16 protein-coding genes are annotated in these 25,277 nt (G+C 64.5%); 5 read left to right on the top strand and 11 right to left on the bottom strand.

Annotated features, from left to right (window positions below; genetic code table 11):
• Positions 1 to 36: 36 nt before the first annotated feature.
• Together AAHK21_RS04450 and AAHK21_RS04445 are read right to left on the bottom strand one after the other, a co-directional pair.
• A complete protein-coding gene (locus AAHK21_RS04450; RefSeq protein ID WP_367856555.1) occupies positions 37 to 552 on the bottom strand; it encodes a DUF4880 domain-containing protein in 516 nt (171 codons plus the stop codon).
• 431 nt (positions 553 to 983) lie between these two features.
• On the bottom strand, positions 984 to 1,298 hold the full coding sequence (locus AAHK21_RS04445) for a hypothetical protein (RefSeq protein WP_110698643.1): 315 nt from the start codon (positions 1,296 to 1,298) through the stop codon (positions 984 to 986).
• 129 nt (positions 1,299 to 1,427) lie between these two features.
• Here AAHK21_RS04445 and AAHK21_RS04440 point away from each other — a divergent pair, with 129 nt between their 5' ends.
• Positions 1,428 to 2,084 (top strand): LexA family protein, encoded by a 657-nt coding sequence (locus tag AAHK21_RS04440; RefSeq protein WP_367858951.1) that lies wholly within the window; start codon positions 1,428 to 1,430, stop codon positions 2,082 to 2,084.
• Positions 2,085 to 2,217: 133 nt separating this feature from the next.
• Here AAHK21_RS04440 and AAHK21_RS04435 read toward each other — a convergent pair whose 3' ends face one another.
• From AAHK21_RS04435 to AAHK21_RS04420, 4 genes are read right to left on the bottom strand one after another with little or no spacing between them, the layout of a single operon-like run.
• Positions 2,218 to 4,173, bottom strand: a complete 1,956-nt coding sequence (locus AAHK21_RS04435; RefSeq protein ID WP_367856554.1) for a biotin carboxylase N-terminal domain-containing protein — start codon at positions 4,171 to 4,173, stop codon at positions 2,218 to 2,220.
• Positions 4,170 to 4,979 carry a gamma-carboxygeranoyl-CoA hydratase gene (locus AAHK21_RS04430; RefSeq protein WP_094010509.1) on the bottom strand — a complete coding sequence of 270 codons (810 nt, stop codon included), beginning with the start codon at positions 4,977 to 4,979 and terminating at the stop codon, positions 4,170 to 4,172. Before AAHK21_RS04430 ends, AAHK21_RS04435 begins: the two co-directional genes overlap by 4 nt.
• Positions 4,980 to 4,982: 3 nt before the next feature.
• Entirely contained in the window at positions 4,983 to 6,590 is a 1,608-nt protein-coding gene (locus AAHK21_RS04425) for a carboxyl transferase domain-containing protein (RefSeq protein WP_367856553.1), read from the bottom strand.
• Between the two features lie 19 nt (positions 6,591 to 6,609).
• Positions 6,610 to 7,773, bottom strand: a complete 1,164-nt coding sequence (locus AAHK21_RS04420; RefSeq protein WP_367856552.1) for an isovaleryl-CoA dehydrogenase — start codon at positions 7,771 to 7,773, stop codon at positions 6,610 to 6,612.
• 279 nt (positions 7,774 to 8,052) lie between these two features.
• On the opposite strand from AAHK21_RS04420, the gene AAHK21_RS04415 reads away from it, so the two are divergent.
• Positions 8,053 to 9,726: an AMP-binding protein gene (locus AAHK21_RS04415; RefSeq protein WP_367856551.1), complete on the top strand. Its 1,674-nt coding sequence runs from the start codon at positions 8,053 to 8,055 to the stop codon at positions 9,724 to 9,726.
• An 85-nt stretch (positions 9,727 to 9,811) separates the two neighbouring features.
• On the opposite strand, the gene AAHK21_RS04410 is transcribed toward AAHK21_RS04415, so the two are convergent.
• From AAHK21_RS04410 to AAHK21_RS04390, 5 genes are all read right to left on the bottom strand, one after another.
• Complete coding sequence (locus tag AAHK21_RS04410) at positions 9,812 to 10,015, bottom strand: hypothetical protein (protein WP_367856550.1); 204 nt, start codon at positions 10,013 to 10,015, stop codon at positions 9,812 to 9,814.
• A gap of 97 nt (positions 10,016 to 10,112) precedes the next feature.
• The gene (locus tag AAHK21_RS04405; protein ID WP_367858950.1) at positions 10,113 to 11,249 is read right to left on the bottom strand and encodes an RHS repeat-associated core domain-containing protein; all 1,137 of its coding nucleotides are present in this window, start codon (positions 11,247 to 11,249) and stop codon (positions 10,113 to 10,115) included.
• Positions 11,250 to 12,820: 1,571 nt separating this feature from the next.
• The gene (locus AAHK21_RS04400) at positions 12,821 to 16,921 is read right to left on the bottom strand and encodes a hypothetical protein (protein ID WP_367856549.1); all 4,101 of its coding nucleotides are present in this window, start codon (positions 16,919 to 16,921) and stop codon (positions 12,821 to 12,823) included.
• Positions 16,918 to 17,184, bottom strand: coding sequence for an acyl carrier protein (locus AAHK21_RS04395; protein WP_367856548.1), 267 nt, complete (start codon positions 17,182 to 17,184; stop codon positions 16,918 to 16,920). Before AAHK21_RS04395 ends, AAHK21_RS04400 begins: the two co-directional genes overlap by 4 nt.
• 161 nt (positions 17,185 to 17,345) lie before the next feature.
• Entirely contained in the window at positions 17,346 to 17,507 is a 162-nt protein-coding gene (locus tag AAHK21_RS04390; protein ID WP_167388392.1) for a hypothetical protein, read from the bottom strand.
• Positions 17,508 to 17,646: 139 nt separating this feature from the next.
• Between AAHK21_RS04390 and AAHK21_RS04385 the strand changes: the two genes are divergently transcribed.
• From AAHK21_RS04385 to glgB, 3 genes are read left to right on the top strand one after another with little or no spacing between them, the layout of a single operon-like run.
• Complete coding sequence (locus AAHK21_RS04385) at positions 17,647 to 19,665, top strand: alpha-1,4-glucan--maltose-1-phosphate maltosyltransferase (RefSeq protein WP_367856547.1); 2,019 nt, start codon at positions 17,647 to 17,649, stop codon at positions 19,663 to 19,665.
• A gap of 48 nt (positions 19,666 to 19,713) precedes the next feature.
• Complete coding sequence (treS, locus tag AAHK21_RS04380) at positions 19,714 to 23,031, top strand: maltose alpha-D-glucosyltransferase (RefSeq protein ID WP_367856546.1); 3,318 nt, start codon at positions 19,714 to 19,716, stop codon at positions 23,029 to 23,031.
• Positions 23,032 to 25,242 carry a 1,4-alpha-glucan branching protein GlgB gene (glgB, locus tag AAHK21_RS04375; RefSeq protein WP_367856545.1) on the top strand — a complete coding sequence of 737 codons (2,211 nt, stop codon included), beginning with the start codon at positions 23,032 to 23,034 and terminating at the stop codon, positions 25,240 to 25,242. It abuts the gene before it with no gap.
• The last annotated feature ends 35 nt before the right edge of the window (positions 25,243 to 25,277 follow it).

The following is a 25,277-nucleotide window of genomic DNA, read 5'->3' as shown; positions in this document are numbered from 1 at the left end:
AATTGACGCAGTCGTGGATGAGTCCGCCCCTGCGAATCAGGTCAGCAGCCCCAGCGCCACAAGCGCAGCAACACCAAGCCCGACGGCAATCGAACAGCCACCCAGCGACAGCGCCGCGCGCCCTTGCCGGTACCAGCCGTCATGGCCCAATTGCCGTGCCGGAGCGAGCAGGCTGCGCCAGCGCAGTTCGGTTTCGTGGAAGGCACGCAGGTGGTCGGGGTCGGCATCCAGCCAGCGGCGGAAGTCGATGCGTTCGCTGGCGGTCACCTGCGGGCTTTGCAGGCGCACGTACCATTGGCCGGCGATGCTGGCCAGCGCGTCGCCGGGCGCCCGGGCGGTCTGCAGGACCTGGTTCATGTGGCGCTCGATGCTGATCAGTGGCAGGTCCAGGCGCTCGGCGATGGCGGCGAAGCTCTGCTGGTCGAGGCGGTTGAGCAGGAAGACTTGCTGGACCCGGCGCGGCAGGCGCTTGAGTGCATGCAGCAGCGCGTCTTCAGCGTGCAGTTCGGCAGGGCGCGGGTCGTGCTCGAGAGGCAGCAGCAGGCGGGTCATGGACAGCTCCTTGCTCATAAGGAAAGGGGTGGGGGCATCTTCCTTGATGCGGAGCCAGCTTAGGTTAAACGAGATTGATTCTCAAGTGCTGATTCCGCAAAGATTTGTAATGAGCATTCACGTGCTGACACACTTTTGCTATCATCGCGGCCATTAAACGATCTTCATTAGCCTGAAGAGCCAAAAAAAATGACCCAGCAAAAAGCCGGGTCAAAAACCGTGATTAGCCTGATGAGGAGATAATCTGAGCGTCCGACCTGAGGACGTTGCAGGTTATCCAGCGGGTCTCGCGACCTGCTGAGTGCAATAATAATCGTTATCATTTGCCAGTCAAATGATTTTTCAGCGATCGGCTAAAAAAATATTCCTGACGCACTCCTCGTCCCCGGCAATCGGGGCTTTTGCCGTTCGTCGGCTATCACGTTCTCCCTTCAGATCGATGCCTTTTCCGTGGCGTGGCACTGCTCAAGCAGGGCGCGGGCCATGTTGATCATGTGCATCAGCGCAAACACCACTTCCCGTGTCGTGCCCTGCAGATGGTTGCCGGTTTCCTGAGCCGTGGCCGAGGCGCAGCGTAGCAGGGCCATGGCGTGCTCGCTGGCCTGGGCGTCGCTGACGCCTTCGCGCAGGGTCCATAGCGAACGCTCCAGGTCGCGGGGCGTGGGGGTGGGGTTGAGGTAGAAATCGAGGGCGCGGCGGGCTGCTTCTTCGTCGAGATCTGTTTCTTCTTTTGTCGAATTACTCATGACTGCTCCTGTGAAATCCCTTCGAGGACAATGAGCGTTGATGTTAGGTCAATTTGTATTATTTTTGAGTTCTGAGATAATTCAGGATGTGTATTGATGCCGTTCATCCAGTCCGTATCGTTCACAGCCATGGAAAACTGGATCGAATTTCTGTCGCGTTATCAGCGCGAGCACAACCTCAAGCAGCACCAACTGGCCGAACGCCTGGGCATGACCCAAGGCGGTGTCGGCCATTGGCTGCGTGGCACGCGCAGGCCCACCCTGGTGACAGTCAACGAGAAGCTGGAAAAGCTCGGGCTGGTGTACCTCGAAGCACGAGTGATGGTGGTCGAGCGTGACACCACGGTTCGCGAAACCAGGGGTGTCTATGCCGTGGAGCGACCGCTTTCGGTCAATGCCTTGCGCCATGCCAGTTTTCGCTTGCCAGTGCTGAGCTGGGCCGACCTGGACGGGGCTCTGCCGGCAACCAGTGAAATCCACGAGCTGACCGACTATATGCCTGCAGGCAACGCATTCTGGTTGCCGGTCGAGAACGATTCGATGAATGCTGCCAGTGGCAGGAGCGTGCCGCAGGGTATGCGGGTGCTGGTGGATGCGGGGATCGAGGTGACGCCGGGCAGGCTGGTGGTGGCTCGGCAGCCCGGTAAGCCGGCGGTGCTGCGTGAGTTGATTGAGGAGGGCGGGCAGAGGATGCTCAGGCCGCTCAATACCTTGTATCCGACTGTGTTGTGCGAGGAGGGGTGCGAGTTTCTTGGTGTTGTGGTGCGGATGCACGGGGTGCTCTAGGTTCCCGCGCAGACCGTGTTGGGGCAGCGAGGTGCCAGGCGGGGGTCTTGCAGCGCTCTCTAGATCGAGCGCCGCGCGGGCGGCGCTCGATTTCATAGGCGAAACAACCCTTTCGGCGAACACATTGTCGCCGTTACGCCTCCTCCAGCTCGACCAGCACTGTCCCCTCGCTGACCATATCCCCCTCCTGGCAGAACAGCGCCTTCACCGTCCCATCATGGGGCGCCCGGATGCTGTGCTCCATCTTCATCGCCTCCAGCACCACCAGCGCGGTGCCGGCCTCGACCACCTGCCCCGGCTCGACCAGCACCCGCACGATGCTACCGTTCATGGGCGCGCCCAGGCCGCCCTGGTGGCTGTGGCTGGCTTCCGCCGCAGCGATCGGGTCATGGGCACTGACGGCGTGCAATTCGCCCTGCCACTGCAGGTACAGCGTGCCGCCCCGGCGAACCGCCAGATAACGACGGCGCAAGCCGTCCTGCTCATGGCACAGTTGCTCACCCTCCAGGCGATAAGTCGAAGGCGCACTACGATCCAGCGCCACCGCCTGCTCATGCCCGTCGCATTGCAGGTGCAGGCTGCTGCGTGCCGGCAGCCCCAGGCGCAGGCCATCGCGCAAGGTCCAGGGCGAGGCAGGGTCGTCCTGGCGCAGTTGCGCTGGCTCACCTTGCAGCCAGGCTTCGGCGGCGGCTTCCCAGAACTGCGCCGGCAGCGCTTGTGGCGGGGGTAGCAGCACGTCCTGATGGCGCGGGATGAAGCCAGTGTCCAGCTCGGCCTCGGCAAACGCCGGGTGCGCGAGGATGCGGCGCAGGAAGGCAATGTTGGTCTTCAGCCCGCCAATGGCGAACTCATCGAGCATCGCCAGCAGTCGCAGGCGCGCTTGCTCGCGGTCCTGCCCCCAGGCAATCAGCTTGCCCAGCATCGGGTCGTAGAACGGCGATACCACGTCGCCCTCGCTGACGCCGCTGTCCACTCGACGACCTTCGCCCGGCGCCGACTCGCGGTACAGCGCCAGGGTGCCGGTGGCCGGCAGGAATTCGTTGGCCGGGTCCTCCGCGTACAGCCGCACTTCGATGGCGTGGCCGATCAGCGGCACCTGTTCTTGAGTCAAAGGCAGCGGCTCGCCGCAGGCCACGCGGATCTGCCAGGCCACCAGGTCGAGCCCGGTGATGGCCTCGGTGACCGGATGCTCAACCTGCAGCCGGGTGTTCATCTCCATGAAGAAGAATTCGCCGCGGGCATCGAGCAGGAACTCGACGGTGCCGGCGCCCACATAGCCGATGGCCTGGGCGGCGCGTACCGCAGCCTCGCCCATGGCCTTGCGCAGCTCGGGGGACAGGCCCGGCGCCGGGGCCTCCTCGACCACTTTCTGGTGGCGGCGCTGGATCGAGCAGTCACGCTCGTTGAGGTACAGGCAGTGGCCGTGCTGGTCGGCGAACACCTGGATCTCCACATGACGCGGCTTGAGCACGTACTTCTCGACCAGCATCCGCGCATCGCCGAACGACGACTGCGCTTCACGTTGCGCCGAGGCCAGGGCGTCGGCCAGCTGGCTTTCCTCCTCGACCACCTTCATGCCCTTGCCGCCACCGCCGGCGCTGGCCTTGAGCAGCACCGGGTAGCCGATGCGCTCGGCGGCGGCGCGGAAGGTCTCCAGGTCCTGGGCTTCACCGTGGTAGCCCGGTACCAACGGCACCCCGGCGGCTTCCATCAGCGCCTTGGCCGCCGACTTGCTGCCCATGGCGTCGATGGCGCTGGCCGGCGGGCCGAGGAAGATCAGCCCGGCCTGTTCGATGGCGCGGGCAAAACCGGCGTTTTCGGACAGAAAGCCATAGCCCGGGTGGATCGCCTGGGCGCCGCTGGCCTTGGCGGCGGCGAGCAGCTTGTCGATCACCAGGTAGCTGTCGGCGGCCTTGCTGCCACCGAGGTCGACGCGGATATCAGCCTCGCGGCTGTGGCGCGCGTCGCGGTCGGTGGCGCTGTGCACGGCCACGGTGGTCAGGCCCATGGCCTTGGCGGTGCGCATCACCCGGCAGGCGATCTCGCCGCGGTTGGCGACCAGCAGGGTGGTCAGCGTGGGTCGGCTCATGGGCGCGGTTCCTTGTTGTCTTGCCAGGCAGGGCGGCGTTTTTCCAGGAAGGCGCGCAGGCCCTCCTGGCCTTCGGCGCTGACGCGGATGCGGGCGATGGTGTTCTCGCAGTAGCGGCGCAGTGCAGGGCTCAGCTCGCCGTCATCCACTTCGCGCAACAGGTCCTTGGTGGCGCGCAGCGCCTGCGGGCTGTTGTGCAGCAGGTTGTCGACCCAGGCCTCGACCTGGGCATCCAGTTCGGCGGCCGGATACACCTCGGCCAGCAGGCCCAGGTCGCGGGCGCGCACGCCGCTGAAACGCTCGGCGGTGAGGGCGTAGCGGCGGGCGGCGCGCTCGCCGATGGCCTTGACCACGAACGGGCTGATTACCGCCGGCGCCAGGCCGATGCGCACCTCCGACAGGCACAGCTGCGCGTCTTCGGCACCGATGGCCATGTCGCAGCAACTGATCAGCCCCAGGGCGCCGCCGAAGGCCGCGCCCTGGACCACGGCCAGGGTCGGCGCCTTGAGGCGGTGCAGGGCGTACATCAGCTCGCCCAGCTCATGGGCGTCGTCCAGGTTGGTGTTGAAGTCCAACTGCGCCGACTGCTGCATCCAGGCAAGGTCGGCGCCGGCGCTGAAGTGCCGGCCACGGCCGCGCAGCACCACGAAACGCAGGCTGGCGTCCTCGCCCAGCTGGTCGATGGCGACGATCAGCTCGCGGATCATCTGCGCGTTGAAGGCGTTGTTCTTGTCTTCCCGGCTCAGCCACAGGGTGGCGAAGCCGCGAGGGTCCTTGACCAGTTCAAGGGTGGCGAATTCGCTCATGGGTCACATCCGGAAAATGCCGAAGCGGCTCTGTTCGATCGGGGCGTTCAGCGCGGCGGACAACGCCAGGCCGAGCACGTCGCGGGTCTGCGCCGGGTCGATGACACCGTCGTCCCACAGCCGGGCGCTGGAGTAGTAGGGGTGGCCCTGGCGCTCGTACTGGTCGAGGATCGGCTGCTTGAGCTTCTTCTCGTCATCGCTGCTGAACACCTCGCCACTGCGCTCGCTCTGCTCGCGCTTGACCTGGGCCAGCACGCCAGCGGCCTGCTCGGCGCCCATCACGCCAATGCGGGCGTTGGGCCACATCCACAGGAAGCGCGGGTCGTAGGCGCGGCCGCACATGCCGTAGTTGCCGGCGCCGAAGCTGCCACCGATGATCACCGTGAACTTCGGCACCTGGGCGCAGGCCACCGCGGTCACCAGCTTGGCGCCGTGCTTGGCGATGCCGCCTTCCTCGTACTTCTTGCCGACCATGAAACCGGTGATGTTCTGCAGGAACAGCAGCGGGATGCCGCGTTGGCAGGCCAGCTCGATGAAGTGCGCGCCTTTTTGCGCGGCTTCGGCAAAGAGGATGCCGTTGTTGGCCAGGATTGCCACCGGGTAGCCGTGCAGGTGGGCGAAGCCGCACACCAGGGTGGTGCCGAACAGCGCCTTGAACTCATCGAACACCGAGCCATCGACCAGACGGGCGATCACCTCGCGCACGTCGAACGGTTGCTTGGCGTCTGCCGGAACCACGCCGTACAGCTCTTCTGCGCCATACAACGGTGCAATCGGCGCCTGGCATTGCAGCTTGCCCTGCTTGTGCCAGTTGAGGTTGGCGACGCTGCGCCGGGCGATGGCCAGGGCGTGTTCGTCGTTGTCGGCATAGTGGTCGGCCACGCCGCTGGTGCGGCAGTGCACGTCGGCGCCGCCGAGGTCCTCGGCGCTGACCACTTCACCGGTTGCGGCCTTCACCAGGGGCGGGCCTGCGAGGAAGATGGTCGCCTGCTGGCGCACCATGATCGCTTCGTCGGCCATGGCCGGCACGTAGGCGCCACCGGCGGTGCACGAGCCCATCACCACGGCGATCTGCGGGATGCCCAAGGCACTCATGTTGGCCTGGTTGAAGAAGATCCGCCCGAAGTGCTCGCGGTCGGGGAACACCTCGTCCTGGCGTGGCAGGTTGGCGCCGCCGGAGTCCACCAGGTAGATGCATGGCAGACGGTTCTGCAGGGCGATGGTCTGGGCGCGCAGGTGTTTCTTCACGGTCAGCGGGTAGTAAGAGCCGCCTTTGACCGTGGCGTCGTTGGCCACGATCATGCATTCCACGCCTTCGACGCGGCCGATGCCGGCGATCACGCCGGCGGCCGGCACGTCTTCGCCATAGACCTCATGGGCGGCCAGCTGGCCGATCTCGAGGAACGCCGAGCCCGGGTCGAGCAGGCGGTCGATACGCTCGCGAGGCAGCAGCTTGCCCCGCGAGGTATGCCGCTCCTGGGCCTTCGGCCCGCCGCCCTGACTGACCTGGGCGAGCAGGCCGCGCAGGGCCTGGACCTGTTCGAGCATGGCCGCGCTGTTGGCGGCGAATTCCGCCGAGCGCGGGTTGATCTGGGTGTGCAGGGTAGCCATGTGCGCCCGTTCCTTATGCTCAGCGGGTTTCGTTGAACAGTTCGCGGCCGATCAGCATCCGGCGGATCTCGCTGGTGCCGGCGCCAATCTCGTACAGCTTGGCGTCGCGCAACAGGCGGCCAGCCGGGAATTCATTGATGTAGCCGTTGCCGCCGAGGATCTGGATCGCTTCCAGGGCCATCTGCGTGGCGCGCTCGGCGGTGTAGAGGATGACCCCGGCGGCGTCCTTGCGAGTGGTCTCGGCACGGTCGCAGGCCTGGGCCACGGCGTACAGGTAGGCGCGGCTGGCATTGAGCTGGGTGTACATGTCGGCGATCTTGCCCTGGATCAGCTGGAACTCGCCGATGCTCTGGCCGAACTGCTTGCGGTCGTGGATGTACGGCACGACGAGGTCCATGCAGCTCTGCATGATGCCGGTCGGGCCGCCCGACAGCACCACGCGCTCGTAGTCCAGGCCGCTCATCAGCACGCGCACGCCGCCGTTGAGCTGGCCGAGGATGTTTTCTTGCGGCACTTCGACGTCATCGAAGAACAGCTCGCAGGTGTTGGAGCCGCGCATGCCGAGCTTGTCGAACTTGTTGCTGCGGCTGAAGCCTTTCCAGTCGCGCTCGACGATGAACGCGGTGATGCCGTGGGCGCCCTTGTCCAGGTCGGTCTTGGCGTAGATCACGTAGGTGTTGGCATCGGGGCCGTTGGTGATCCAGGTCTTGCTGCCGTTGAGCACGTAGTGGTCGCCGCGTTTTTCGGCGCGCAGCTTCATCGATACCACGTCGGAACCGGCGTTGGGCTCGCTCATGGCCAGGGCGCCGATGTGCTCGCCGCTGATCAGCTTGGGCAGGTACTTGAGCTTCTGCTCGTGGCTGCCGTTGCGGTTGATCTGGTTGACGCAGAGGTTGGAGTGGGCGCCATAGGACAGGGCTACCGATGCCGAACCCCGGCTGATCTCTTCCATCGACACCACGTGGGCCAGGTAGCCCAGGCCGGCGCCGCCGTATTCCTCCGGCACGGTGATGCCCAGCAGGCCCATGTCGCCGAACTTGCGCCACATGTCGGCGGGGAACAGGTTGTCATGGTCGATCTGCGCGGCGCGCGGCGCCAGCTCGGCGGCAACGAAGGTGCGCACCTGGTCGCGGAGCATGTCGATGGTCTCGCCCAGGGCGAAGTTCAGGCTGGGGTAATGCATGGGGGCACCTTCTTGTTCTTGAAATTCGAGGTACTGCACCGACCCTGTGGGAGCGGGCTTGCCCGCGATGCCCGTCAGAACGGCCAGCGATGTTGTCTGGTCCGGCCTCATCGCGGGCAAGCCCGCTCCCACAGGGTCGGTGCTCGTGGTTGACGTTAACGTAAACCTGCCTTCCGGGGCTGTCAATCGGATCATCACCTTTACGTAAACGTAAATCTGCGCCAGAGTATTTGCCGCCTGCTTCAGTCATGCCCAGAACAACCACAAGAAGGGATCACCATGCCTCAACCAAGCTATACCCGCGGCCGTCAGGACCACCCCTTGCTGACCCTGACCATCGGCCAGGCCTTCGATGCCACCGTCGCCCGCCACGGCGAGCGCGAGGCGCTGGTGGTGCGCCACCAGGGCCTGCGCTACAGCTGGCGCGAGCTGGCCGCCGAGGTCGATGTGCAGGCCCGGGCGCTGATGGCGCTTGGGGTGGAGGTGGGCGAGCGGGTCGGCATCTGGGCGCCCAACTGCGCCCAGTGGTGCATCCTGCAGCTGGCCACCGCCAAGGTCGGCGCGATTCTGGTCAATATCAACCCGGCCTACCGGGTGGGTGAGCTGGAATACGTGCTGCGTCAGTCCGGTTGCCGCTGGCTGGTGTGCGCCGGTGCCTTCAAGACTTCCGACTACCACGCGATGGTGCAGGAACTGGTGCCTGAACTGGCCATCCACGCATTGGGCGAACTGGCCAGCGAACGCCTGCCCGACCTGCGTGGCGTGATCAGCCTGGCCGCCGAGCCGCCCTCGGGTTTCCTGCCCTGGGCCGCGCTGGCCGGGCGGGCAGGGGCGGTCGATGTTGACGCCTATCAGGCGCGGCAACAGGGCCTGCAGTTCGACCAGCCGGTGAACATCCAGTATACCTCCGGCACCACCGGAGCGCCGAAGGGCGCGACCCTGAGCCACTACAACATCCTCAACAACGGTTACATGGTCGGCCAGAGCCTGGGCCTGACCGAGCGTGACCGCATGGTGATCCCGGTGCCGTTGTACCACTGCTTCGGCATGGTCATGGCCAACCTCGGCTGCATCACCCACGGCAGCACCATGATCTACCCCAACGACGCCTTCGACCCGGAGCTGACCCTGCGCGCCGTGGCCGAGGAGCATGCCAGCATCCTCTATGGCGTGCCGACCATGTTCATCGCCATGCTCGACCATCCGTCACGCCAGGCCATGGACCTTTCCAGCCTGCGCAGCGGCATCATGGCCGGTGCCACCTGCCCGATCGAGGTGATGCGCAAGGTGATCGACCAGTTGCATATGGCCGAGGTGCAGATCGCCTACGGCATGACCGAGACCAGCCCGGTGTCGCTGCAGACCGGCCCCGACGATGGCCTGGAGCTGCGCGTGACCACCGTGGGCCGCACCCAGCCGCACCTGGAGACCAAGCTGGTGGACGCCGACGGCCGCATCGTCGCACAAGGCGAGATCGGCGAGCTGTGCACCCGCGGCTACAGCGTGATGCTCGGCTATTGGGACAACCTGCAGGCCACCCATGACGCCATCGACCCGGCCGGCTGGATGCACAGCGGCGACCTGGCGGTGATGGATGACGACGGTTATGTACGGATTGTCGGGCGCAACAAGGACATGATCATTCGCGGCGGCGAGAACATCTATCCGCGCGAGCTGGAGGAGTTCTTTCACACCCACCCGGCGGTGGCCGAGGCGCAGGTGGTGGGGATTCCGTGCAGCAAGTACGGCGAGGAGGTGGTGGCGTGGATTCGCCTGCACCCGGGACACAGCGCCACGGCGGATGAGCTGCAGCAGTGGTGCAAGGCTAGGCTGGCGCATTTCAAGGCGCCAAGGCATTTCCGCTTTGTCGATGAATTCCCGATGACGGTGACGGGGAAGGTGCAGAAGTTTCGCATGCGCGAGATCAGTGTGGCGGAAATCGGAGGCAGATGATCTGGAGTCCGAGGACACTCGGTCGAAGCCATCGAGTGACCGCGCCCCGCGCCTTGACGCGGGACGCACTACAGTACACCAGGGTCTACTTGCGCTTCACATTGGTGGCGTGCGGCTTGTTTCCCACCAGCTTGATGTCGAACATCACCTCGACGTCATCCTCCAGGCCCGCGGCCTGATCCTTGGGCAGGTACACTCGTGTTCCTTGATGTTTGTAGTCGATGTAGCCGTAGCACTCTTCGTCATCGAACTCCACCACTTTTCCGGTCTTGCCCTTTGTATCGCTCATGATTGCCACCTTCATTGTCATTGCCTATAGATGCGCCTCCCCAGCGCGGGGCTGGGAAGGCGCTGTTGCGCGGCCTACTGCCAAGCCGCCGGCAAGCTCACCACCAGAACCTCACGCTGTGCGTGGCCGGTGGCAACTTGTGCTGTACTGTGCGTGTGGAGGGAAGCTTGGGTACCTGCGTGGCTGCGGAATCGCCCGCGTTCCTTACGCTGATCGTGACGCTCGCCGCCCGCTCGGGTTGCTCCTCGGCCTGGAGCGCCAGGCTCTGTTCTTCCAGGCCTATGCTGGATAGGATCGTGCCTAGCAGGAGACTGCCGTCGAGTACATTGCCGGCAACGTTGGATGCGTATGCGGCACCCTGCGACATGTGCGTCGGCAGGCGGCGGCTGACGAGTGGCAAGTGCAATCCTTTGGATTGCATGAAACTGCCAATTTTTCCAATCCAACCTGAGTTTGCAAAGTTGGTTTTGGTGTAGATTTCAACAGGCTCTGTCAGGTGATACATCAGCCGCTGCCATGGGCTGCCTAGCTTGTCAGGGGTGCCAAGGCCCCCCAGTGCGTTGTTTGCAATCTTGGTGAGTCGACCGCCCGTCCGGGCTGCGCGCCAGGCATCTGACAACCCTTTATACCCGGTGCGCCATACGGTCTTCGCACCGTTCCACACCACCTTGGCGCCTTTCCCGAGCAGCTTGGCCCCCGTCGCTATGAGGTTTAGCCCTTTCAAGCCAAGCTTGAGCAACCCGGAGAAGCCCAAGGTGCTCAGTACTCCTGTGGCGACCGAGGCGATGCTCAGTTTCCTGGATAACTCAGGGTTGGTGTCCGCTGTGAACACCGCTGCCACTTCGAACGCGAACGAGAACACACTCATCGCCGTGACGAACCCCAGCATGATCGCCGACATGCCTCCCGTTAAGCCGGTCAGCACCCCCCCCACCACTGCCACCAAGGCAGAGAATGCCAGGCCTCGCCAGCGACCTCCGACAGGCATTTTCTGGGTGTCCTGCAGCGCCTGTTGATAAGTGGCCAGTTGGTTGCTCTGGTCCCAGCGGCTGAGCATGATGGCCCCGCTGGGGTCGTGCAGGTTGACCGGGTCCGGGCAGTGGGCGTAGTCGTTTATGCCTCCTTCGCCGAACGGGCTGAGCCAATCCGGCTGGGCATAGCGGCGCAGGGTCGGATCGTAGCTGCGGTAGCCATTGCCGGCGTGGTAGTGCCCGGTGAGGGGGTCGCGGCGCATGCCGTTGTAGCCGTTTACCAGACCATCCAGTGGTATGCCCTCGCCGAATGGCAGCAGTGGTGCCAGCTCCAGCGTACCGTTCCTGACTTGCCCGGCAACCCCTACCTGTGGGTCGTCGATCAGCCAGCGCACCTCGTTTTCATCGTACTGGGCCAGGCCGCCGGTCAGGCTTGTGCGTTGGCTGACTTTGCTGGCCTTGTCGTAGCGCAGCTCGCCAATCAGTTGATCGCCCTCGTAACACAGCTCGCAGGTGCTCTTGTCGCCCTCGAGGTACTGCGCCGCCAGGCGCTGGCTGCCGTCGTACTCGTAGCGGGCCAGGAGCTTGCCGGCGCTGTCTTTGACCTTGTCGAGCTGGCCGGCGGCGTTGTAGCTGAAGCGGTGCTGGCCGGCGGCGTCGGTCAGGTAGCCATTGTTGTTCCAGCCCAACTCCTGGGTGTCCGTGCCGCGGGTGATCCCGGTCAGCTGGGTCGGGTCGGTCTTGGCATAGGCCAGGTCTTCGGTGTGCGTCTTGCCGTCAAAGCCGGTGGTGACGCACTGGGTCAGGTTGCTCAGGGCATCCCAACTGAAGTCCTGAGCCTTGACCGGCGTGCCCTGGGCATCCTGCGGGCAATGCTTGGCGGCGCTGGCCTCGCATTCATACTTTTGCAGGCGGTCGAGGGCGTCGTAGGTGAAGCGCTCGGCACGCAGTTGGGTGCCTTTCTCGTAGCTGGTCTTGCTGGCCAGGCGGCCATCGCCGCGCCAGGTCAGGCATTGCTTGAAGCATTCGTTGCCATTGCTCAGGAAGCGCCGGGTCACTTCCTGGCCAAAACCATCGTACTCGCTGAGCACCTGCCAGCGGCTGCCGGCCTTGAGTGCCTGGGCGTGACGCGACTGCAAGCGGCCTTGTGCGTCGTAGCGGTGCACCAGTTCCTCGTGGTCCTGACAAGTGCGTAGCACGCGCCCCTGGCGGTCAGTGAACACCCGTTGCCAGTGGCCGTCCGCGCGCAGCGAAGCCAGTGTCTGGCCTCGCAGGCTCTGCCAGCGGTAGCCCTGGCGCGTGGTGCGGGGCGAGGTTTGCTCGACCCGCTGCCGCCCAGGCAGGTTTACGTCGCGGTAGGTCAGCGTCCAGCCGCTGGACATCGCGGTGTCACTGGCGGCCGCGGCGAGGGTCAGCGCGTCGTCATTCTGGGTGAGGCTGGAGAGAGCCTGGTCCTGCGCGTTGAAACTCATGCCCTCGGCATTTTGGACAGTGGTGAGGATGGTCTTGTCGGGCAAGGTCACAGTCGTGTCTGTGAAGCTGTATGCGCGCTTGCCTACGGTACGTGAGGTGAGCGTGCTGGCTTTTTTCACCTTCTGCGTGGCCACCACCTTGCTGTCCACCTTGAGCTCGGTGGCGTGGTTGCTCAGGCCATGGTAGCTGTACTCGACGGTGGACTTGTCGGGGCGTGTGAGCCGGGTCACCCTGCCCAGGGCGTCGCGCTCCAGGCCATAGGTACGGGTTTGCTTGCCCAGGGTGCGTTCATATTTGATGACGTGGCCCGAACTGTCGAAGTGCCTGAGCAACTGCATCTGCGTTTGGCCGGCGGTGTCGGTCAGCCGCTCCACCTGCACGAAGGTGCCATCCTTGCGGTAGGTGTAATCGGTGCTGCTTTGGAACAGGCACTCCCCGTCGAGGCCCTGTTCGACCAGGCGCTGGCTGGTGATGTCCTGCGTTGCAGGCGCTTCGAACACGAATATGCCTTCAGCAGCGGCGGCCTTGTCCTTGGCCTGGGCTTGCAGCATGCTGCGCATGCCTGGCCCATCCAGGCCGCCTTGTTCCCTGCTCCAGGCTTGCGGCCCCACGCCCAGCACCGCCGGGGCCATCTCCACCACGGCCTGGCCGCCTGGCAGGTAGTCCCAGGTGCAACTGGCCAGCAGCGGCGATGCATCCAAGCCTTGCAGGTTGCATTGACCTGGTACCCCTCGGTCTTGCTGTCTGGCCAGACCTGCATCTTCACTTGCGAGCCCTTTTTCTCCTGCGGCGTGACGTACTCGGCCTTGAACAGCGGTTCCTTGCCACTGTTGACGGCCAGCAGCAGGAACTGGCCTTTCTGGCGCTTCCATTCCAGCGTCAGTTGTTCGCCGTAGGGTGACTCGATGGTCGACGGCAGTAGCAGCGTGAACGGCGCCTCTAGTTCGGCGATGCGCTTTTTCAGCTCGATGATGTTCGCGTCACCCTCCCATGCCTTGACCGCTTCGTCATAATCGATGGCCGCTGCGGCGTAATAGGCCCAGGGCACGCACATCAACACCCATTGTTGCCAGTTGTCCGGTGTCGTTGGAAAGTCCGGTTTGGATTTGTCCCTGATGGCTTTTAACGTTTTCACTACCAGGTCATGAAACGTCTTGTTTGGCTCTTCCTCATCGCTGTCTTTGGCGGCAGGCTTTGCAAGTGTCTCTTGGCGGCCGCTGGGCAGGTCGAGAATGAACGTGCTGTAATCCTTGTTGCTGCGCACCACACAGGAGGCCAGCGTGACCGGCTTCTCCTCGCCCAGAGTGGACCATTGCTTGTCGCTGAACTTGACCTGGGTGCCATCGGCCAAGGTCAGCAGCCTGTCGCGCACCTGCACGCTGGAAAAGCGCCAGGCCCAGCCATCGCCGAGCCCGGCTTCGTTGGCGCGCAGCGCCGAGTAGTGCAAGGTCAGGTCGCACGCCGGCCCCTGGCCCTGCAAGCCCTGCAGGCTGGCCACCGGGTAATGGGCGTGGAATAGCCCGGTGCGCGGGTCCACCCCTGATTCGCTATGGCCGGTGGTATCGAACAGTTCAGAACGGCTGGTGTTGGCGTAGTCCTCGCAGAGGAAACTGATCTCGTTCCACTCCTTGAGTTTCTTCTCCGGGGTGAAACTGACGGGCCTGGGCGTGTGCCATAATTGGGCGGCTTGCACTGCACCGATATGGCCAACGGTCAATGCGGCATTGCCGCGTTCGGATTCAGGGAAGTCCAGATAAATGTCATATGCCTGGTCGATCAGCGGTCCTTGCCAAGTGATGGTGTCGCCGGTGACCGATACTGGCCACAGCGGGGCAGGGTCTTTGTTGGCGATGAAGAGGGCGAGCTTCATGGCGGTGAGAGAATAATGAAAATGGTCGGCGTCGTCCGGTGACTCCCACACGGGTGTGATGTAGGCCAGGGATTCGGCCATGAGCGCGACACAACCGGCGACGCCCTTTGACTTGTAGGCGACGTCACAGACGGCTTGGTGGGAGGCTTGGCCGAAGATTAAATCAGATCCAGCGTTGACATAATTCGCGTCTTGGATGATAGAAAAGAAGGGCGTCAAATGTGATTGCGAGTGAAGGAGCTCATGTTTGCAAATGAGCTCTTGGTAATAGCTTAAAAAGTTCTCAGCAGACGATTTGCGTGGCGTTTCATCCATTAATTTCAGTTCTTGTAATATTAGGTTGTCTGCGTTCTCGAATTTGTATCTTTCGCAGGCCTCATGGGCAGCTCTCAAGGCCTTACTATAAACAGCCTGTTGACTGGTATCGTAGATGGCTATTTGCGCGGCTTTTAACGCGCACTTGTAGACTTCTTCGTAGTGTGACTTGAAGGCCTCGTAGTATGGCGCGAAAAACGCTACGTAGAAACTCCGGTTTGCGGCCAGGCTGATAAGGGCAAACTCGGCGTTTGCGAGGGCCTTGCGGGCGATCTTGTGGTCGGGCTTGAGCGTGGCGTCAAAGGCGACATCGGCGACTTTCCGGGCGGCGACCTCGGCGTCTCGATATGCTTCCATGGCTTTCTTGGACGCCGCGTAAGCGGCTCCGGCGGTTTTAAAGGCGGCCTCAAAGGTGGCCTTATCGGCGACCTCAGGGGGGAGCTCGTAGAACGCCTTATAGACGTCCTCGTCGGCGGTGGTTCGCGAGATGTTCTCGTAGACGGCCTTCACGCCACTAATAATGTTGCTGAAGGGTAGGTAAAGCATACTTTCGTATACCTTGGCTACGGTCCCCGCTTCCTGGACAAACGCGGTGACAGCATCCGGGTTGCCGGTTTCGGCGAACGAGATGGCGACAGGCTTCTTCGCCTTGATAGCCGCGTCCACGTAGGCGTTGTAGGTCTCTCTGAGTTGCTCGGCCGCACGCTGTCTGGGCACGCACGCCATCACCCGGTAGCCTTTCTTGCGTGCTGCCTCGTCAAGGCGAAACGCTAGTTCTGCGCCCGGCGAACAGAGTGTCACCCCTGTCACACCTTGGCCTGGCTCGACCGTGATCTGTACGGGATCAATTGTCTCGTCGCTTGGCCATTCATCGGTGTTCAGCAGATGCACCCCATAATCTTCGGTGCTCCAGCCGTCACCGTCGCCGACGTTCTCCAGCGCGACCAGCAGTTCAGCGTGCCGAGGTAGCCAGAGCTGCTTGTCATCCTTGACAGACAGCTCCGGCCATTTTCGTGCTTCGATGAAGCTGGCCAACGCCTTCAACCAGGTTGCCTGGTTGGTGGGCATCTTTTCGCAGTCCTGGGGCCTGAACAGCGCGTGGTGCAGCAACGCCTGGTTGCCGGGATGGCGCACGGTCACCAGTACGGCATCCTCAGGCGTCTTGAAGGCGGTCTTCAGCAGCGGGCCTTCGACCGCGTGCTCATCATCGGGCAGCGTGGCGAAAATGCGCAGGCCATCGCCGCGCTGTTCGAGCAGCGCCGTGGTCTTGTCGATGCGCAGGTAGGGGGTCACGTTCGATTCTGCCAGCGCAGCGGCCCAGGGTTCTAGCCATTTGCCACTGGCGCGCTGCGCCTTGGTCGGTGTCCAGGCATGGTGGCCAAGCAGGCACTGTGAGAACGCGTCGTATACCCACGCATGCAGCGCGCCGCCACTGGGTACCGCGCTGCCATCGAGCGTATCGCTGGCCCACCAGTCTACCTCGGTCAAGGTCACGCACAGCTCGCCGTGCTGCGGCCCCCAGAAGGCGTTGCCTTTGCCGCCCGGTGCCACCGTGCAGGTTGCCGCGTCGAGCACACCGGCCCGTAACAGGTGGCTGTCGCGGTTGATCTGCTCGCACAGGGCCTTGCTCCAGCCACTGTCCTTTTCGGCGGTAAACAGGTGCTGTTCGTGCAGGGCCTGAGTCTTGAGGTCGCGCACTTGCAGGCTCAGGGTCTTGCCCTTGGCCAGCGAGAAACTGTCGTCACAAGCCAGCACCTGGATGATGTTGCTGCTGAACGGCGCAGTGCTGAACGCCCGATAGTCAGCCTGGCACCACAGGCGCGGCGCCTCGTGGCTGCTGGAGAACCCATTATCGTCGCCCCAGCCCCCTGCCGTGATGGGCTTGCCGGCTTTGGCGACCTGTTCGGCGAAGTCTTCGAGCCACTTTGTGGCGTCCAGCTTGCCGGCTTTCGCTATGTAGTCGACCCGAGTCAGTTCGCCCGTGCGACGGTGCACCAGGCACGCGCTGATGGTTTCGCCCTTGGCCAAGGCGCGACCGGCCTTGATCGGGCACAGGCTGTACCAGCCCCCTTCGACGCTGCCTACCCGTTCCAGGCCGAAGCCCTGCATGTCGGGCAGGCTGCCGTCGGGTTGGGTGCTGATCAGGTAGGGCACTGGGAAGGTGTCGGTAGTCATTAGGTAGTGCTCCATGCGGCAAGGGCTTTGAAGCAATTTTTTATAACGTGCCGCCAGCGCCCACAACTGGCAGAAATGCCAGGTACGGCAGGTGCGGTTCATGTAGTCGATGGGGCCTTACCCTGGGGCGGCAGCAAGCGGTACACCAGCTCCACCAGCTCGGCGAAGGTGGTGTAGGTGCGAATTTGCTGAGGAATGAGGATGTCGAACGTCTCTTCGACGATAGCCTGCAGTTCGACCACGTCGAAGCTGTCGGCGCCCAGCTCGTCCAAAGCGATGCCGGGGCGGATGTTGTGCAGGCTCTGTTCCAGAAAGCAGGCAAGGAGCCATTGCAGGTGGAAGGCGATATAGAGGCGTGAGCGCATGCCAGAGGATCGTCAGAGGGTGGTGCTTCTCTGTACGTGGCTTTGCGGGCAGGTGCTACTGGTAGAAATGCCAGGTGCGGTTGAGCCAGGTTTGTGCTGTGAACGCCGGCCCCGCGACGAGGCCGGCCAAGGCGGTCAGATTTGCGCAGCCTTGTCTATCCTCAAGCTTTCACCGGCGGCTCCTGGCTCGGCGGGTCGCCCACCGTCGGCGGCACGGTCGGCTTGATCGGCAGCTCGTCCGGGTCCTCTTCGGGCACCGGCGGCGGCAAGGTCGGGTCGTCGATGTTCGGGTCGGGTGTCTCCGGTGGAATGGGAATGTTCATGGGCCTGGCCTCGCGGGATGAATGAAGAGGTGTCGCAGGCTTTGACCCGGGCCTGCGCCCTGCGCTCATTTTTTTTGAACCCTCGCGCTTGCGCACGGCTCTGAACCCTTACCGCCACCAGCCCAGGGGAGCAAGGTCGATGTCTGGTAACGAGCCGTTCGAAAGCGTGCCGATGGCAGGTGATCACCCGGACCAGGCCATCAGCCTGTCCCAGGCCCTGCTGGCGCCGCGTATCGTCATCGAGGACGCAAGCCCGGTGCTCGACGGCGGCACCTTCGCCGCCAAGGCCGTGCGCGGTCACAAGGTCGAAGTGGGCGCCAAGGTCTACACCGACGGCCACGATCGCCTGGCCGTGACCCTGCACTGGCGCCAGGCCCATAGCCGGCGTTGGCACTGCGTGGCCATGCATTCGCCGGGCAACGACCTGTGGCTGGCCGACTTCACGCCTGTCGAGCTGGGCCTGCACCTGTTCAGCATCGAGGCCTGGATCGACCCCTGGGCCACCTATTGCCACGACCTGGAGAAGAAGTATGCCGCTGGCGTGGAGGTGAAGCTGGAGCTGGAGGAGGGCCGCCTGCTGCTGGGCAAGGGCATCGAACGCAGCGACGGCCTGCTGCGCGAGCAACTGGCACAGTTGCAACAGCGCTTGCCGGGCTTGGCGGTGGATGAACAGGTGAAATTGTTGCTGCACCCCGACGCCGCACGCCTGATGGGGGAGGCCGAGCACCGCAGCTACCTCACCCGCAGCCGCGAATTCCCGCTGGATGTGGACCGCGAGGCGGCCCAGTTTGCCAGCTGGTATGAGCTGTTCCCCCGGTCGGTCACCGACGACCCCGAACGCCACGGCACCTTCGATGATGTGCACCAGCGCCTGCCGATGATCCGCGACATGGGCTTCGACGTGCTGTATTTCCCGCCGATCCACCCCATCGGCATGAAGCACCGCAAGGGCCGCAACAATGCCTTGCAGGCCGAGCCCGGCGACCCCGGCAGCCCTTATGCCATCGGCAGCCCCGACGGTGGGCACGACGCCATCCACCCGCAGCTGGGCAGCCGCGAGGACTTCCGCCGCCTGGTCGCCGCCGCCGCCGAGCACGGCCTGGAAATCGCCCTGGACTTCGCCATCCAGTGCTCCCAGGACCACCCCTGGCTGCAGGAGCACCCCGGCTGGTTCAGCTGGCGCCCCGACGGCACCATCCGCTACGCGGAAAACCCGCCGAAGAAATACCAGGACATCGTCAACGTCGACTTCTACGCCCCCGAGGCGGTGCCGAGCCTGTGGCTGGCGTTGCGCGACGTGGTGGTCGGCTGGGTCGAGGAGGGGGTGAAGACCTTCCGCGTCGACAACCCGCACACCAAGCCGCTGCCGTTCTGGCAATGGCTGATCGCCAATGTGCGCAGCCAGCACCCCGAGGTGATCTTCCTCGCCGAAGCCTTCACCCGCCCGGCGATGATGGCGCGCTTGGGCAAGGTCGGCTACGCGCAGAGCTACACCTACTTCACTTGGCGCAACAGCAAGCAGGAGCTGCGCGAATACTTCGAGGAGCTCAACCAGCCGCCGTGGAGCCAGTGCTACCGACCCAATTTCTTCGTCAATACTCCGGACATCAACCCCTTCTTCCTGCAGACCTCCGGGCGGGCGGGCTTTCTCATTCGTGCGGCGCTGGCGACCATGGGTTCGGGATTGTGGGGCATGTATTCGGGCTTCGAACTGTGCGAGGGCACGCCGCTGCCGGGCAAGGAGGAGTACCTGGACTCGGAGAAGTACGAGATCCGCCCCCGGGACTTCACCCAGCCCGGCAACATCGTTGCCGAGATCGCCCAGCTCAACCGCATCCGCCGACAGAACCGCGCCCTGCAGACTCACCTGGGGGGGGTGTTCCTCAACTGCTGGAACGACAACATTCTCTACTTCGCCAAGCGCACGCCCGAGCGCGACAACTTCATCCTCGTGGCCATCAGCCTCGACCCGCACAACGCTCAGGAGGCCAGCTTCGAGTTGCCGCTATGGGAGCTGGGGCTGGACGACAGCGCCGATACGCAAGGCGAGGACCTGATGAACGGCCAGCGCTGGACCTGGCATGGCAAGACCCAGTGGATGCGCATCGAACCGTGGCACCAGCCGTTCGGTATCTGGCGCATCGAGAAATCGCGCTAGCCCCGCGATGGGCTTCAAGCTGAACCCTCGGACACAAAGGAGTCCCCAATGGCCAAGCGTTCCCGCCCGGCAGCCTTCATCGACGATCCGCTGTGGTACAAGGACGCGGTGATCTACCAACTGCACGTGAAATCGTTCTTCGACGCGAACAACGACGGCATCGGCGATTTTGCAGGCCTGATCGGCAAGCTCGACTACATCGCCGAACTGGGCGTCAACACCCTCTGGCTGCTGCCGTTCTACCCCTCGCCACGGCGCGATGACGGCTACGACATTGCCGAGTACAAGGCCGTGCACCCGGACTACGGCAACATGGCCGACGCCAGGCGTTTCATCGCCGAGGCGCACAAGCGCGGCCTGCGGGTGATCACCGAGCTGGTCATCAATCACACCTCCGACCAGCACCCCTGGTTCCAGCGCGCCCGGCATGCCAAGCCTGGCAGCAAGGCCCGGGACTTCTACGTGTGGTCGGACGATGACCAGAAGTACGACGGCACGCGGATCATCTTCCTCGATACCGAGAAGTCCAACTGGACCTGGGACCCGGTGGCCGGCCAGTACTTCTGGCACCGCTTCTACTCGCACCAGCCCGACCTCAATTTCGACAACCCGCAGGTGCTCAAGGCGGTGATCGGGGTGATGCGCTTCTGGCTCGACATCGGCGTCGACGGCCTGCGCCTGGACGCCATCCCCTACCTGATCGAGCGCGACGGCACCAACAACGAGAACCTCCCTGAGACCCATGTGGTGCTCAAGGCGATCCGCGCCGAAATCGACGCCAACTACCCCGACCGCATGCTCCTGGCCGAGGCCAACCAGTGGCCCGAGGACACCCGCCCGTACTTCGGCGAGGGCGATGGCGACGAATGCCACATGGCCTTCCACTTCCCGCTGATGCCGCGCATGTACATGGCCCTGGCCATGGAAGACCGCTTCCCGATCACCGACATCCTGCGCCAGACCCCGGAGATCCCGGCCAACTGCCAGTGGGCGATCTTCCTGCGCAACCACGATGAGCTGACCCTGGAAATGGTCACCGACCGTGAGCGCGACTACCTGTGGAACTACTACGCCGAGGACCGCCGCGCCCGCATCAACCTGGGGATTCGCCGGCGCCTGGCGCCGCTGCTGCAACGCGACCGGCGGCGTATCGAGCTGCTCACCAGCCTGCTGCTGTCGATGCCCGGCACGCCGACGCTGTACTACGGTGATGAACTGGGCATGGGCGACAACATCTACCTGGGCGACCGCGATGGCGTGCGCACCCCCATGCAGTGGTCGCCGGACCGCAATGGCGGCTTCTCCCGCGCCGACCCGCAGCGCCTGGTGCTGCCGCCGATCATGGATCCGCTGTACGGCTACCAGACGATCAACGTCGAGGCCCAGGCCCACGACCCGCATTCGCTGCTCAACTGGAATCGCCGGCTGCTGGCGGTGCGCAAGCAGCAGAAGGCCTTCGGTCGCGGCAGCCTGAAGATGCTCACGCCGAGCAACCGGCGGGTGCTGGCCTATATCCGCGAATACACCGATGCCGAGGGCAACGTCGAGATCGTGCTGTGCGTGGCCAACGTCTCGCGGGCCGCCCAGGCCGCCGAGCTGGAGCTGTCGCAGTACGCCGACAAGGTGCCGGTGGAGATGCTTGGCGGTAGCGCCTTCCCGCCCATCGGCCAGCTGCCGTTCCTGCTGACGTTGCCACCCTACGGTTTCTACTGGTTCCTGCTGGCCAGCCACGACCGCATGCCCAGCTGGCATATCCAGCCCAGCGAGGGCCTGCCCGAGCTGACCACCCTGGTGTTGCGCAAGCGCATGGAGGAACTGCTCGAATCCCCTGCGCGCGAGACGCTGCAGGCAGCGATCCTGCCGCAGTACCTGCCCAAGCGCCGCTGGTTCGCCGGCAAGGAACGGCCGATCGACCAGGTCCGCCTGTGCTATGGCGTGCGCATGACCACCCCGGCGTTGCCGGTGCTGCTTGGCGAGCTGGAAGTGCACAGCGAGGGCGTGGTCACCCACTACCAGCTGCCCTTCGGCCTGCTGCCGGAGGAGCAGATCAATGCCGCGCTGCCCCAGCAGCTGGCGCTGTCGCGGGTACGCCGTGGCCGCCAGGTGGGGCTGATCACCGATGCGTTCGTGCTCGAACCCTTCATTCGCGCCGTGCTCCAGGGCTGCCAGGACGGCCTGCGGCTGGCCTGTGGCGATGGCCTGGGCGAGTTGCGCTTCCACAGCACCGAGCAGTTGGCCGCGCTGCAGCTCGATGAGCAGAGCGAGGTGCGCTACCTGAGCGCCGAGCAGTCCAACAGCTCGGTGGTGGTCGGTGGCAGCCTGGTGCTCAAATTGATTCGCCGGGTCAATCCGGGCATTCACCCGGAGCTGGAAATGAGCGCCTACCTGACCGCCGCCGGCTTTGCCAATATCTCCCCGTTGCTGGCCTGGGTCAGCCGCGTGGACGACAGCGAGCAGCCGCACTTGCTGATGATTGCCCAGGGCTACCTGAGCAACCAGGGCGATGCCTGGGACTGGACGCAGAACACCCTGGAACGGGCGATCCGCGACCAGATGGAGCCCGCCAGCGTCGAGCAGGAGACGCACCCCGATGCCCTGGCCGAGCTGACCGGTTTTGCCGCCTTGCTCGGCCAGCGCCTGGGCGAGATGCACCTGTTGCTGGCCGCGCCGAGCGACGACGAAGCATTCCGTTCACGCCCGAGCGACGCCCGCGACAGCGAGCGTTGGAGCCGCCAGATCAGTGCCGAGCTGAGCCATGCCCTCGACCTGCTCGCCCAGCACCGTGACACCCTCGACAGTGACAGCCAGGCTCTGGTCGACGACCTGCAGCAACAGCGCGAAGGCCTGCAACAGCATGTCGACAATCTCGCCCGCCAAGCCCAGGGCGGGCTGCTGATGCGGGTGCACGGCGACCTGCACCTGGGCCAGGTACTGGTGGTACAGGGCGACGCCTACCTGATCGATTTCGAGGGTGAGCCGGCGCGGCCGCTGGACGAACGCCGGGCCAAACACAGCCCGTACAAGGATGTCAGCGGTGTGCTGCGATCCTTCGACTATGCTGCTGCGATGATCCTGCGCAGCGCCTCGGCGGTAGACCTCTCCGAGGCGGCGCGCCAGGCCCGGCAGCGGGTCGCCCGGCAGTACCTGCACCAGTCGCGCCATGCCTTCGTCGAAGCCTACGGGTTGGCCACCGCCGCCATGCCCCACGCCTGGCAACAGGCCGAGGGCGAGCGCGCCGCGCTGGAGCTGTTCTGCCTGGAGAAAGCCGCCTACGAAATTACCTATGAAGCCGAGAACCGGCCAAGTTGGCTGGCCGTGCCTTTGCATGGCCTGCATGGACTGATCAGTACCTGGGGAGAGTCATAGATGAATGCAACCACGCGTGACAACGGCGGCCTTCGGCAACGGGACCTCGATGCCCTGGCCCGCGCCGAGCACGCCGACCCGTTCGCCGTACTCGGCCCGCACCCCGATGGTGCAGGCGGCCAGTTCATCCGGGCCTTCCTGCCCAGTGCCCTGAGCGTGCGCGTGCTGGCCCGCGACGACGGCCGGGTACTCGCCGAGATGCGCCAGGGTGGCGTGCCCGGGCTGTTCACCGCGCACCTGGACCAGGCGGCGCCCTACCTGCTCCAGATCGGCTGGGCCGGCGGCGAGCAGGTCACCGAGGACCCTTACAGTTTCGGCCCGCAGTTGGGCGAGATGGACATGTACCTGTTCGCCGAGGGCAACCACCGCGACCTGTCCGGGCGCTTCGGCGCCCAGCCGACCGAGGTGGATGGGGTTACCGGGGTGTGCTTCTCGGTCTGGGCGCCGAATGCCCGGCGGGTGTCGGTGGTGGGCGAATTCAACAACTGGGATGGCCGCCGCCACCCCATGCGCCTGCGCCATGGCGCCGGGGTGTGGGAGCTGTTCGTGCCGCGCCTCGGCGTGGGCGAGACCTACAAGTTCGAAGTGCTCGGCCAGGACGGCGTGCTGCCCCTCAAGGCCGACCCCCTGGCCCGCGCCACCGAACTGCCGCCGAGCACCGCATCCAAGGTGGCCGGCGCCCTGGCCCACGAGTGGCGCGATGGCCAGTGGCTGGAACACAGGGCCCAGCGCCACGCCTACAGCGCGCCGCTGTCGATCTACGAGCTGCACGCCGGCTCCTGGCGCTGCGAGCTGGACGACGCCGGCGAGGTCGCCCGCTACTACAACTGGCGTGAACTGGCCGAGCGCCTGGTGCCTTATGTGCAGGAACTGGGCTTTACCCATATCGAGCTGATGCCGATCATGGAGCACCCCTTCGGCGGCTCCTGGGGCTATCAGCCGCTGTCGCTGTTCGCCCCGACCTCGCGCTATGGCAGCGCCGAGGACTTCGCCTTCTTCGTTGACGCCTGCCACCAGGGCGGCATCGGCGTGATCCTCGACTGGGTGCCGGCGCATTTCCCCACCGACGAGCATGGCCTGGCGCGTTTCGACGGCACCGCCCTGTACGAATATGACAACCCCCTGGAGGGCTTTCACCAGGACTGGAACACGCTGATCTACAACCTCGGCCGCAACGAGGTGCGCGGTTTCATGCTGGCCTCGGCACTGCACTGGCTCAAGCACTTCCATATCGACGGCCTGCGCGTGGACGCGGTGGCCTCGATGCTCTACCGCGACTATTCGCGCAAGGCCGGCGAATGGGTGCCCAACCGCCACGGCGGGCGCGAGAACCTCGAGGCCATCGACTTCATTCGCCACCTCAACAGCGTCGCCGCCCATGAAGCGCCAGGCGCGCTGATCATCGCCGAGGAATCCACCGCCTGGCCCGGTGTGAGCCAGCCGGTGCAGCAGGGCGGCCTGGGCTTCGCCTACAAGTGGAACATGGGCTGGATGCACGACACCTTGCACTACATCCAGAACGACCCGATCCACCGCACCTATCATCACAACGAGATGAGCTTCGGGCTGATCTACGCCTATTCCGAGCACTTCATCCTGCCCATTTCCCACGACGAAGTGGTGCACGGCAAGCATTCGCTGATCGACAAGATGCCCGGCGACCGCTGGCAGAAATTCGCCAACCTGCGGGCGTACCTGACGTTCATGTGGACCCACCCGGGCAAGAAGCTGCTGTTCATGGGCTGCGAGTTCGGCCAGTGGCGCGAATGGAACCACGACCAGCAGCTGGACTGGTACCTGCTGCAGTACTCCGAGCACCAAGGCGTGCAGAAGCTGGTGGCCGACCTCAACCGCCTGTACCGCGACCTGCCCGCGTTGCACGAGCAGGACTGCCAGCCCCAGGGTTTCCAGTGGCTGATCGGCGACGATGCGCACAACAGTGTGTATGCCTGGTTGCGCTGGAGCAGCCAGGGCGAGCCGTTGCTGGTGGTGGCCAACTTCACCCCGGTGCCGCGCGAGGGCTACCGCATCGGCGTGCCGTTTGGCGAGCACTGGGTGGAACTGCTCAACAGCGATGCCGAGCTGTATGCAGGGTCGAACGTGGGCAATCTCGGGGCGGTGGTGGCCGATGAGCTCCCCAGCCATGGCCAGCCATTGTCGCTGGCGCTGAACCTGCCGCCGTTGGGGGTATTGGTGATGAAGCCGGCCTGATGTGTCGACTGTCCTGGCCTCATCGCCGGCAAGCC

It is taken from the genome of Pseudomonas sp. TE50-2 (assembly GCF_040813665.1).
Taxonomy (GTDB): Bacteria; Pseudomonadota; Gammaproteobacteria; order Pseudomonadales; family Pseudomonadaceae; genus Aquipseudomonas; species Aquipseudomonas soli.
The sequence above is the reverse complement of the archived record's forward strand: the minus strand, read 5'-3'. Positions and strand labels throughout refer to the sequence as shown.